Below are 11,941 nucleotides of genomic sequence, written 5' to 3'. Positions count from 1 at the left end.
ATATTAAGTTTTCAACCTGCTTCCGGGTTCCTCATCCGGCAATGAAAGGCGTTAAACAAACATGCGGAAAGGAGAACCCTTGGCAACAAAGCAATTATGGGATTCGACTTATGGGCCTGATCTTAGTTATCCGTCAGTGTGTAGGTTATTTCCACTGCTACCTGGGCATCGAAATCCAGTTCGGCATAACTTCCTAAAGCTGAGTTTAGCTCCAGTGTGTAAGTGAGGTTATGGCCGTTGTTTTGCGGTGATCCGGTGTAACAACTACCAATACCTGTGACCAGATCCTGGGCGGTTGAACTTAAGGTAAGCGTTCCCTGGGGAGTGCCGACAGTGCCGTCACCTTGACCGGCATCAGCTGCAGCAGCAACTTTCAGGAGCATTCCGTCAGGCACGGTTCCGGTAGTAATGGCAACGGTTACCTTACGGGTGGGTTCGGTTGTAGAACCAATAATGGAGGAGTAGTTCAGCCAGAGGCTGTTGTCGGTAGCTGTGGAGTTGAACACAACCGGGAGACCCGCCTCTTCCGGAGCCTCAGGTCCCAAAGTCAGGGTTGCGGATAATTCCGGTTCGATGTCGAGAAGTGCAACTTCCTCAACACCAATGTTGATTGTGTGAGAGAAATAATTTTCGTCATCGTAGTCGCCAAGTTGCGCCCACGTTGAACTTCCCGCCAATAGAGAAACGGCGGTCATCAGAATGATGGCTTTTCTTTTCATTTAAGAAATGTTTAAGTTAGTAATTTGGTAATTTTATATGATATACATCATATGCGCAATTGTACATAGGTAAAAAGAAAAGGTTACGGAGCGGGTGAAATTTAGATTTGGTTTAAATAAAAAAGGGACTCCATCCCGTAGGATGGAGTCCCGCATGAAGGATTTTCATTTTTTTACTTCTTCAACTCTTCCAAATCAATATCAACCATGATCTCAATCGTCTCAGAAATATTATTAACCACTGTGTTCGGTATCCTGACATCATAATCAGCCAGAAGTATGCTGAATTTTGTTTTTCCGGATATCTTTCCTCCGGATACTTTTAACTCACCCGATTCCTGGATGTCTTTTGTAACACCATGTATAGTAAGTTTCCCATGGATGATGGCCTCATAAGTGCCGTCTTCAGGCAGGGAAAGATCAGCAATGTTTATGATCTTACCTGCAAAGGTTGCATTTGGAAATTTATCTGATTCTACATAGTTTTCGTTGAAATGCTCCTGCATCAGGGCTTTTTCAAACTCAAAAGACTTCATGAGCACCTTAAATACAAGGTCGCCGGTCGCAATATCCAAAGCGGCATTGACCTGGTTGTTGTGTGCTTCTATCTTCTCCATAGGGGCATCAGAAAAAAAACTGATTTTGCTGTTCTTTGTAATATATTTCTGTGCCTGTAAACTACCGGCAGAAAATATTGCCATTAGTATTAATATGATTGCTGTGTTTTTCATGGTTGTTAATGTTTTAAATTTATGAGTAGTGGAAAAAAACAATTTCAGGTTTCAGGATACAAGTTTCAAGTTTCAAGTTGCTGCCTGCAACCTGGAACCTGTAACCTGCAGCTTGTAACCTCTTATCAGCCATTTCTTTTTCAAGTCATTACTATTTTACTACCACACTTTTTTCAAGGATTACATCGGTTTCATTATAACCGGTGCAAAGGCCCTTTATGGTAGTTAAATCACCGGGGGCCAAACTGTTTGCATCGGAGACATACTCCGGAAGCAGGGTACATCGTATTCCTTCTTCTCCGAACATTCCCTGGTCGAAAACAAATACAACAATCCTTAAGGAATCAATTTGTTCCAATCGGTTCAACGTTCCGTTGATCTCCACCATTTTTCCGGTATACAATGCATCTGCGGAAGACTTATCGGTTCTGTAAGCATCGAAGAGCTCGGCAGCCGGTAAAATATGTTCGGCCTTCAGATCTGCATAATCAGGGTGAGGTTTGTTATAAACGAAAAAGTACCCGTATAACCCGCCCAGCACTCCGGCCAGGAATAGTACCAGGATTATTTTTTGCCATTTTTTCATGATTTTTGGATATTATGATCAATGTTTGGTAAATAGTCTTTTAAGCCAATCGGTTTATTATCTACGCTGGGAAAGAATAAAACCATAACTATCTATATTCAAACAATCTATCCCAAATAATGTTTTTTAATTCAGGAAATATTCCGTTGAGAGCATTAAATTAAAGCAGATTTCTGCTGAACCGGCCTATTTTAGCAGTATACCGCTCTTTATCAGATCGTTCACCACTACCTTTGCATATTCGTCAATAGTTGTCTGAAGCGAACCGAACGGACTGGTGAGAGTTTGGGCCGACCAAAGCATTTTTCCTTCCGGGAAATTAAATAAACTGCATTCGAGGAAATAATGTTCGGATCCCGCATAATATCCTGGAGCATATACATAATTCGACATCTGGCCGTAATAGTCGGTCAAAGGAACATCATATTGAGGGACATAATAATATACACCCTGAACATATCTGCGGTCGTCTTCCTTTTTCAATAAACTAATTGAGATAACCCCATCAATTTTATTTAATTTCAGAAATTCAATCAGAACTTCCTTGGTGAGAGTCTCTGTAGATGCATTCGGAGGCAGGAATTCAAGTCCCCCGATAGCATTAAAGCCTTTGGCTGTGAGCATGTCCTCAAAAGTCTCTTCCACCGTTTTCCTTACGTCCGGATTCTTACCTATTCCAATGATGGCTATTTGTTTGAAATGGACAGGCTCTGACTCATAATTCCACGAACCGGTTATTTTTGTTGAAGGTCCGCACGAAAATAATAAAATGATCAGAACTGAAGAAATGAGGGCATTTTTCATGATTCAGGGTTTTGGTACAAAAATAGCTTTGTTTGCCAAATATCGAAAATACAAATTACAATTCTGCAATTTATTTTCTTATATTTATGCAGGAAAAATTTAAACCCTTTGACAGCGTTTAGAATTGATTTATAATGATATAGTATTAATCCCACAAAAACCAATACCATGAAAAGATTATCTTGCCTGTTATTTGTTTTACTGGCATTGGCCTATACAGCCAACAGTCAGATCGAAAGAATGAGGGAACAACTGGATGACGTTGAAGCCGAGCAGGAAGGCATCCTAACCCTAAGGTTTTATAATGCTCTGGATGGCGAACCTATAGTGGATGCCGATATTTTGATCCAGGATATGGGCGAATTTAAGACCGACATGGAAGGCAAAGTGCGGTTTCCCAATCCCGGGAAAGATGGGAGATTTCCCTTTCAATTCAGTAAGGAAGGATTTATCACCACCAATGATGTTTTTGAGATCATCGGAGGTACGATTTTCTATTATCGTTTTACGCAATCACCTATGATTGATCTGGGCACCTATCGTTTTATCCTGGAATGGGATAAAAAGCCCGACGATCTGGATGCCCATCTGGAAAAACCCGGTGATTACCATATCAGCTATCGCCGCATGCTTTCTGCTAACGATGGCAAAGTCAGGCTCGACCGCGACGATCGCGATGGCTTTGGTCCCGAAACGATTACCGTCGAAAACCTCGATGATCAGAACGAGTATATTTTCTGGGTGTTTGATTATACCAACCAGGATAAATCAGGATCCAAAAACCTTTCCAAATCCAAGGCAAGGGTCAGGATTTTCGGTGACGGGCAATTGCTTAATACTTATCAGATTACCCCCAAGGAAGAAGGAAACACATGGATGGTATTCAGGATCGTTAAAGGACAGATTGTCCCGGTCGACGAGATTTCCTTCAACAATAATTAAATGGAATTCTAATCATTTCATGATGCATTCCTCTATCAGCAGGGAGATTTGCTGATAGAGGTTTTTTTTTGTTTGCATAACTTTCAGACGGTCAAACATGTCAGACGGATTTTCAAACATCCTGCTGAAAAACTTCCAGTATTCCTTTATTTTATTGGTAAAATGCCTTTCTCTAGCCCCGCTGCTTTCCATCGATCGAAATAAATCATCATGAAAACGTTTAAAACGACCTTTCTTTTCCGTCTCCGTTCCTGTTGGTATTCCAGCTATTTCTTCAGCCAGGAATAAATTGGCAAGCAATCCCCGGCCCAGCATCCAATCGGAGATTTCCCTATACTCCTTTTTACGATGTAAATAATCAACTTTTGAGTAAATATCTCCGCTGTAAATTAACGGATGACGTATTGATTGCAAACATGATCCCATTTTGTGCAGATGCAGGTCGCCTTCGTACATTTGTATGCCTGTTCGGGGATGAATTACAACATAATCAAGAGGATACCTGTTAAAAACCGGGATCAATCTGTCAATTTCATCCGGATTTGAATAACCGAGGCGTGTTTTTACCGACAGAGTCACGGGAATTGCAGGAATAATCTTTTCCAGGATGGCATCGATCTTTTCAGGATGGGGGAGAAGTCCTGATCCCCTTTGTTTACGGGCAACCTGCTCTTTCGGACAGCCAAGGTTCCAGTTGATACTTTTATAGCCCAGGTCAGAAAGATCCCTTGCCATCATAATGAAAAGTTCAGGATCATTTCCTATTACCTGTGGGATCACGTTCATCCCTATGTTATTCTCCGGTAAAAGATCCCGGAAATGATTGGGGTGAACACGTTTCCCTTTGACCAATGTAACAAAAGGTGCAATGGCCAGGTCTATACCACCGAAATGCCGGTGAAAAGCATTCCTGAACCTGTGTTCTGTAAAACCTTGTATGGGGGCAAGAAAAAGCATGGAGCGAAAGTAATGAATAATGAACAATGAATAATGAACAATGAATAATGAAGAAAGCCTGCCCCGAGCGAAGTCGAGGGGAGCGAAGCCGAGGGGAGCGAAGTCGAGGGGAGCGAAGCCGAGGGGAGCGAAGTCGAGGGGAGGGGAGGCAAGGCAAGGCAAGCGCAGCCAGGCCGAAGAGAGTTTTTAATAAATTTGCAGAACTATGATTTCATTTTCTTTCAATAAACCAGGATAAAAACGCCCGGATGATGCTCCGGGTATGCAATATAAGCCGTAGTAAATGAGCATGGATTTATCAGTATTATTGCCGGATTCAGGACGCGCGACGGCTGAAAGTGTCGCTGGTTTGGTGCTGGATAACCCGGTTTTTTTTGAAGAAATTTATAACGCTTGCTATTCGTCAAAGGGAAAGATTCCCATGAGGGCTTCGAGAGTGATTGAAATTTGCAGCGTGAGAGATCCTGATAGGGTTAAATCCTATTTACACGACATAATTCGAAGGCTGCCCGGATTAACAGACGAATCCGTAAAAAGAAATTTTCTTAAAACCCTCCTCAATTATCCTGTCGACTATGAGGAAGATTTACTGGGATTGCTGGTGGATTATTGTTTCGGAAGGCTTCATGATATTGGTGAACCTGTTGCTGTCAGGGCCTATGCCATGACTTTGCTTTATGAGATCACACTTTTAGTTCCTGAACTTACGGATGAACTGAGAGAGTCGATATTATTGTATTTCGATAGTGGCAGCGCAGGATACCAGGCCAGAGGAATTGAAATACTTAAAAGAATAGATACTGCCAACAATGATTATAAGACCGGAAGAAATACGGATACTTAGAATCACTAAGTTTGCTCTTTCCTGATTATATGAACCGATACGAATACGAACATCAAAACCTGGTAGAACTCAATCGCAATGAGTTCAGAGAAAATTATTCATCAATGCGATGGCTGGGGCCTGACGAAGCAGATAATAGTCTAAAAGAAAGGCATTTCCTGCTGAAGGAACTGGAATCTTCAGGTGCCTTAACAGGATATTCCGGCACCAAACTAGATACTGAGAGTCTTTCCCCAGGATGCAGGATATGTGGCGAAGGCACCTGGTCGTGCCTTTTTATCAATGGGATATGCAATTCACATTGTTTTTACTGCCCAACACCCCAGGATGACATAGGCATTCCCACAACCAATACAGTTCGGTTTTCATCAGAAAAAGATTATTCCGATTATATTAGAATCTTTGGTTTTCGCGGTATTAGCATAAGCGGTGGTGAACCGCTATTGTCGCCCAAAGCTGCTATGAATTATATTGAAGCGGTTAAAAGTAGCTCCGGAACGAACATCCACACATGGCTTTACACAAATGGCAAACTGGTTAATCCTGAGATCTTGCGCTCACTTCGCGATGCCGGTCTGGAAGAGATCCGTTTCGATATAGGAGCTATAGACTATGATCTTAGTAAGGTTGAGATGGCTGTAAAAATCATTCCGGTTGTTACTGTTGAAATACCGGCTATTCCTGAAGATTTCACTCGAATGAAAACAATAATTTGGAATATGCAGGAAATAGGTGTGAAATATCTTAATCTGCATCAACTCAGGGCCACACCACATAACATCCGTAATCTGCTTAAAAGAGATTATACGTTCATACACGGTAAAAGGGCTACAGTTCTTGAATCGGAAATGACTGCTTTGAAACTGATCAGATTTGCCAGGGAAAATGCCACGAACATACCGGTGAATTATTGCTCATTTGTATACAAGGACAGATACCAGCGTTTTGCGGCTCGCCGGAGGCATGCTGCATATGTTTGTGAGGGTTATGAAACCATAACCGGAGCAGGTTTTATTCGTCAGTTATCTGTAACAGGAAGCCCGGAGTATATCAGCAGCCTCGCAAATACGCTTACAACCGCTGAATTAGGATTATCTTCCTGGAAAATGGATGCTATGAAAAATGCATTGTATTTCAATGCCGACATTGCCCATTTAATAGACACTGAAAATGTTGAAATCAGCGTGAGATATTTTGCTTCAGCCATACGTCAGGAAAATACTCATCGATTCCCTAGCCGTGAAATCCTTTTGAATCCTTCAAAATCAGTATTCATCGAAAGAAGTGTAATGACTGAGGCACTGAAAATGGATAGCCTTCAATGGGGTTATTTCAAAGAATTGTTTCTTAAAAATGGAGAAAGCCAACTCACCAATCGACTTCAGGAAAGAATATCATACCTCAACAGTCTTCATCCGCGCCAACTCAAGAACGAACCGTGGTATTATATCCTGGAATATGAGCATCTGAAAGAAGGCCTTGGCGACTATTTTTAAAAAGTGAATTGAGCCATAAAGTCGATTCGGTTGGCTGTTCCTTTAGCTCCGTTCTGATTAATACGTTGCCCCCAAAGGTATTCAATACCCACGGTAAATACGGGTAATATATCCCAGAAAAAATTCGCTGCAATGTATTGTCCGATCTTATAGTAGTCATCTGGTTGAATGCCGAATTTTGCCGCCTGGGTATAACCATAGATAATAGATGAATTTATAGTGGGAGTCCAATTGTGTTGAACTGATCCATAAAATCCCCAAACGGGAAGGGGTTTCAGCGTAGAATCACCTTTTGCCGGAACCAGATCCATTCCACAACCGGAAATATCCTGGATATAACGAGCGATTCCTTCTCCATAAACAACCTGGAACATTATTATGTCATTTTGGGTTACATTGATAAGTCCGGTAATGGATCTTCCCCAGCTCCGTGTGCGCCTTGTCTTTCCACTCAACGAATCCTCATAGGCAATATGTCTCAGGATGGCGGCAAACTGAAGATGTCCCCATTCTCCATCAATCCTTATTTTTCCGGCCAGATCAGGAAAATACTGAGGTACACTTTCAATACCAGGAGCCACAGTAATGGACGCCATGGGCGTTTCAGCAGACACAGCAAATGAAAAATGTTTTCCAATTTTCTTTCCGTACCGGATCATCGGATTCCTGAGTGATACCTGACTGTTAGGACCTTCAAAATCGATGGTATTTGGTGAAGCGTCTATGTCCATAAAAGTAGTCCATGTCTGACCAAACAAAAATCCCCAATATTCCCCGTAAGCATGCCGAAGCCGGAATGCATTGCCATTACCGTCGAAATCAGCTTCAATATAAACACGGATCGGTCCGTTTTTGGTATTGCCCATAAATTCTGTGAACAATCTTGATTGGCTTGCACTCAGATACATACGGTCCTTTTTGTTTTTTTCTCCAACGGGTATCTGGTAAGTAATAAAATCATCTACATCCTGCAGGCCATTTAAGTCGTATATACCTACCAGACGGGCAAATCCACCGATACCGATTTGGTATTTCTGGCCGGCACTTCGAAGAACGATGATCGGGTGCCCAGGGTCCTGAATATTGTGTGAAGGTGTTGTATTAATAACTTCCAGTGTATCCTGAGCGTGAATCGCCGGGAGGGAGACCATCATAATCATGGTCATTGTGAGGCTAATAATGGATTTGCTCATAATGTTGGTTTTTCTGATTTGAGTTTCGGATATTCACAATACTATTTACGTATCATTACGGACGCTTAAAATTTTGATCCGCTTATCAAAAATATTAATATTGTTGTCACGTTCATCCACCCAAAAGAAGAAAGTTAAAAAGCCGTAAAAACTTTTCCCAGGAACTTTTTGTTTATGACCCGAATTGTGACATTGGCCTTTTTTACCAGGCTTTTACAGAAAATTGAATTATTTATATCTCCAATATGTTTGGAAGTTTGATATTACTTGTGTTTCTTGCTGTCCTCGGTATCTGGAAATCAGTTCCCGTAGGATTTCTGCTGGATGTTAACCCTTACCTGGTTTGTCTTATGACAATCATTGGAGGGTCGGCCGGGGTTATTGCGGTTTATTTCATCGGAAGCAAAATAAGGATATTTCTTAACAAATGGATGAGTAATAAGAATCTTAACAAACGCGAATCCCGTGTTTCAGGATTTGTGGAGCGATATGGGATTCCTGGTTTAGGCCTGTTTTCAACACTTGTTATGGGGCCGGGATTGACTATGGCACTTGGACTGGCAGTTGTAAAAAACCATACCAAACTACTTGCATGGGTTCTCACAGGTGTAGTTGTATGGAGTGTTGTGCTAACTTTTATAGGACAGGTCGGGCTTTCCATTCTATGACATTCATTGTCCTTTTAATTACCTTTGTGCATGGTCGCACAATCATTTCCTCGTAATTCAAACAAATTGCTTGATGTAAAAATTATCAGGCATGAGGAAATTTCTCCAGGTGTTTTTGTTGTTTCTTTATCCAGGAAATTTGATTTTATACCCGGCCAGGTTGTTTCAATCGCCCTGAAACCGGATGGTCCCCAAAGAGTATATAGTATTGCCAGCGGCCTATTTCAGGAAGAAATACAATTACTTTATAATGTTAAACCTGATGGTGAACTAACTCCGCAACTGTGCAGGTTGAAACCCGGAAGTCCAGTTTACATGTCACAACCTTTTGGATCTTTTACCTGCGCTGAAGAAAAAGCTTATTGGATTGCTTCAGGAACCGGAATTGCGCCTTTCATCAGTATGTTACGGTCGGGATTGGGGATAGGAAAGGTACTGATCCATGGCAACCGCACTTTGGAAGGATTTTATTTTGCTGATGAATGGATTGACACACTGGACAAAGATTATATAAGATGTTGTTCCCGGGAAAGGGGGGAAGGTATTTATCCGGGAAGGCTTACCTCATTTCTGCATGAGCAGGATTCATTTCCCAGCGACAGAAAGTATTACCTTTGCGGCCTGGCTGAGATGGTGGTTGATGTCAGGGAGATACTACTAAACAAGGGCATTCCCTGGTCAAACATTCTGGCGGAAATCTATTTTTAGTATAGAGATATTGTGGATGATAAATATAAAGTTACAAGTTACAAGTTACAAGCTACAAGCTACAAGCTACAGGTTGCAGGTTTCAGGTTGCGGACAAGCTATCCGACCTTAATTTAAAAAATACTTACGGATGAAGCCATCACTTTTCGGTAAAACCCCAGGAGAACTCGAATCTGTTTGTTTAGATTTGGGATTGCCAAAATTCACTGCCCGTCAGCTCAGCGATTGGCTTTATCACAAGAATATCCGTTCCATCGATGAAATGAGCAACCTGTCGAAGAAGACCCGGGAGATCCTGGAAAATAATTTTTCACTAGGGCTGACCGACCCTGAAAAAGTACAGGTATCATCCGATGGCACAAAGAAGTATCTCTATCGTTCGCTTCAGGGAAGGTTTATCGAAGCGGCCTATATTCCTGAAAAGACCAGGAATACACTTTGCGTTTCCTCCCAGGTAGGCTGTAAAATGGGATGTTTGTTCTGCATGACCGCACGTCAGGGGTTTCAGGGAAATCTGAGTGCAGGAGAAATAGTAAACCAAATACGCAGTTTACCGGAAAAAGATAACCTGACCAATATTGTTTATATGGGGATGGGGGAACCGCTCGATAACCTTGATGAAGTATTGAAAAGCTTAAAAATACTGACTTCCGATTGGGGTTTTGCGATGGGCTCCCGCAGGATAACTGTCTCTACTATCGGTATTATTCCTGCGATGAAGCGCTTCCTGGAAGAATCTACAGTTCATCTTGCGGTTAGTCTTCATACACCATTTGAGGAGGAAAGAAAAAAGCTGATGCCCATTGAAAATGTCTATCCCCTGAAAAAGGTCATAGAAACCCTGAAGTCGTTTGATCTTGGTCGGCAAAGAAGAATATCATTCGAATATATAATGTTCCGCGGACTGAACGATACTCCCCGTCATATCAACGAACTGGTGCGCTTATTACATGGTCTTCGCTGCAGGATCAATCTGATCCGCTTTCATCCCATCCCGGGAACTCCCCTGGAATCCTCCGATGAACAAACCATCCTGGATTTCAGAAACAGGCTCACAGCAAAAGGTATACAAACCACCCTGAGAGCCTCACGGGGACAGGATATTTACGCAGCATGCGGATTGCTATCGACAAAAGAGCTAATGAAAAAAGGAGAGGAAGATTTTTAGAACTTAACCGACAATCCAACTCCGAAAACTTCCTTGAACTGGGTACCAGGGCCTGTTTTGCCATCCTTCTTATCCAGAACCACATCATGATCGTAAATAAGCGATGTAGTCAGATTGGCCGAAAGGAACTCGTTGATCTTCATGTTGATCAATACATCCCATAATACATCAATATTTTGCGGATCATTCAGGTAATCGGTAAATAATTCCAATGTGGTTTGAAGGTCTACATTTTTAACAATAGGATGCTTGAATGTACCGCGGAACAATCCCCCGATCTGGTTCCGGAAATTCTCCCCGGGATCCAGACCGTATCTTGTAGCCAGGCGATCAATCATTACAAAAGTCATCCTGTCTGTTGCCGGAGAAATGTAAAGGGAAAGATGCTCATTAGGGTTGTAATCCATACCAATACCGACTGTTAAGTATGCCGGAGCAAAGAAATCGGATATTTTAGCACTGTCGGGATGATTGTCTTTATAACCCGGTGTAAACTGCGATTTGAAGTTGAGCAAAGCAGCATAATACCACTTGTTTTTCGCCTGATAACCATACTTGGAATTGAATTCAAGCCTGTCGTCGGTCTTTTTCCATTTATCTTCTTCCTGCTTTATGAATCCATAACCCATGATCAGCCCGTTTTCCCACAATGATTTTCCTTTCTTGTAATTTGCATTGAGGTTTAACAACCCGTTACCCGAATAGGAACTCTCTCCACCGGCAGCCCAGTTTGTCAGACTGACCTGTGAAAAAGTAAGTGAAAAATCACCACTAACCGTCCAGGGTTTAGTAGTATCGGCTGCATCCTGAGCCAGAAGTGAAGCACTGAAAATCAGTACCAACATGGAAAGTAAAGTCTTTTTCATGCGTAATAATTTTTTGATTTAAGGTCACATGGAATGTCCAAAATTCATTTTTACCGTTCACAATTGAAATGCAAATCTGAACATTTCATAATTAAGGTTTTTTTCTATTAATACTCTGCTAACAATTTAGGCATTTTTTTGTTTCGGGAGCAACAGAATTTTATAACCGGATCATTTTTATACTATCACTCCACCTTCTTCCCAACCCCTTCTCCTGAAGGAGAAGGGGCTCCCGCGCTAATCACACTAATCAAGGCAT

Annotated in this window: 13 protein-coding genes; 6 read left to right on the top strand and 7 right to left on the bottom strand. The window is 41.8% G+C overall.

Annotated elements, in window-relative coordinates:
* Positions 1–122: 122 nt before the first annotated feature.
* From KKA81_13410 to KKA81_13395, 4 genes are all read right to left on the bottom strand, one after another.
* Complete coding sequence (locus tag KKA81_13410) at positions 123–719, bottom strand: hypothetical protein (protein MBU2651921.1); 597 nt, start codon at positions 717–719, stop codon at positions 123–125.
* A 173-nt stretch (positions 720–892) separates the two neighbouring features.
* Positions 893–1,450, bottom strand: a complete 558-nt coding sequence (locus tag KKA81_13405) for a YceI family protein (protein ID MBU2651920.1) — start codon at positions 1,448–1,450, stop codon at positions 893–895.
* 151 nt (positions 1,451–1,601) lie between these two features.
* On the bottom strand, positions 1,602–2,036 hold the full coding sequence (locus KKA81_13400; GenBank protein MBU2651919.1) for an OB-fold putative lipoprotein: 435 nt from the start codon (positions 2,034–2,036) through the stop codon (positions 1,602–1,604).
* Between the two features lie 186 nt (positions 2,037–2,222).
* Positions 2,223–2,840: a hypothetical protein gene (locus KKA81_13395; GenBank protein ID MBU2651918.1), complete on the bottom strand. Its 618-nt coding sequence runs from the start codon at positions 2,838–2,840 to the stop codon at positions 2,223–2,225.
* A gap of 168 nt (positions 2,841–3,008) precedes the next feature.
* Between KKA81_13395 and KKA81_13390 the strand changes: the two genes are divergently transcribed.
* Positions 3,009–3,782, top strand: a complete 774-nt coding sequence (locus tag KKA81_13390) for a hypothetical protein (protein MBU2651917.1) — start codon at positions 3,009–3,011, stop codon at positions 3,780–3,782.
* Between the two features lie 12 nt (positions 3,783–3,794).
* Here the strand turns inward: KKA81_13390 and KKA81_13385 are convergent, their stop codons facing one another.
* Positions 3,795–4,739, bottom strand: coding sequence for a tRNA-dihydrouridine synthase family protein (locus tag KKA81_13385; protein ID MBU2651916.1), 945 nt, complete (start codon positions 4,737–4,739; stop codon positions 3,795–3,797).
* Positions 4,740–5,028: 289 nt separating this feature from the next.
* Here KKA81_13385 and KKA81_13380 point away from each other — a divergent pair, with 289 nt between their 5' ends.
* Together KKA81_13380 and KKA81_13375 are read left to right on the top strand one after the other, a co-directional pair.
* Positions 5,029–5,583 (top strand): hypothetical protein, encoded by a 555-nt coding sequence (locus tag KKA81_13380; protein MBU2651915.1) that lies wholly within the window; start codon positions 5,029–5,031, stop codon positions 5,581–5,583.
* Between the two features lie 29 nt (positions 5,584–5,612).
* Positions 5,613–7,079 carry a radical SAM protein gene (locus KKA81_13375; protein ID MBU2651914.1) on the top strand — a complete coding sequence of 489 codons (1,467 nt, stop codon included), beginning with the start codon at positions 5,613–5,615 and terminating at the stop codon, positions 7,077–7,079.
* On the opposite strand, the gene KKA81_13370 is transcribed toward KKA81_13375, so the two are convergent.
* A complete protein-coding gene (locus KKA81_13370; protein MBU2651913.1) occupies positions 7,076–8,272 on the bottom strand; it encodes a porin in 1,197 nt (398 codons plus the stop codon). The two genes, KKA81_13375 and KKA81_13370, sit on opposite strands and share 4 nt — an antisense overlap.
* Before the next feature lie 245 nt (positions 8,273–8,517).
* Here KKA81_13370 and KKA81_13365 point away from each other — a divergent pair, with 245 nt between their 5' ends.
* The 3 genes from KKA81_13365 (at position 8,518) to rlmN (ending at position 10,816) form a co-directional block, all read left to right on the top strand.
* Complete coding sequence (locus tag KKA81_13365; GenBank protein ID MBU2651912.1) at positions 8,518–8,940, top strand: small multi-drug export protein; 423 nt, start codon at positions 8,518–8,520, stop codon at positions 8,938–8,940.
* 30 nt (positions 8,941–8,970) lie between these two features.
* Positions 8,971–9,648 (top strand): oxidoreductase, encoded by a 678-nt coding sequence (locus tag KKA81_13360; GenBank protein ID MBU2651911.1) that lies wholly within the window; start codon positions 8,971–8,973, stop codon positions 9,646–9,648.
* A gap of 130 nt (positions 9,649–9,778) precedes the next feature.
* Entirely contained in the window at positions 9,779–10,816 is a 1,038-nt protein-coding gene (gene rlmN, locus KKA81_13355) for a 23S rRNA (adenine(2503)-C(2))-methyltransferase RlmN (GenBank protein MBU2651910.1), read from the top strand.
* On the opposite strand, the gene KKA81_13350 is transcribed toward rlmN, so the two are convergent.
* Positions 10,813–11,682, bottom strand: coding sequence for a DUF3078 domain-containing protein (locus KKA81_13350; protein ID MBU2651909.1), 870 nt, complete (start codon positions 11,680–11,682; stop codon positions 10,813–10,815). The two genes, rlmN and KKA81_13350, sit on opposite strands and share 4 nt — an antisense overlap.
* Between the last annotated feature and the right edge of the window lie 259 nt (positions 11,683–11,941).

This window comes from Bacteroidota bacterium, from assembly GCA_018831055.1.
Classification (GTDB): Bacteria; Bacteroidota; Bacteroidia; order Bacteroidales; family B18-G4; genus M55B132.
Note: the sequence above shows the minus strand (reverse complement) of the source record. Positions and strands in the feature narration are given on the sequence as shown.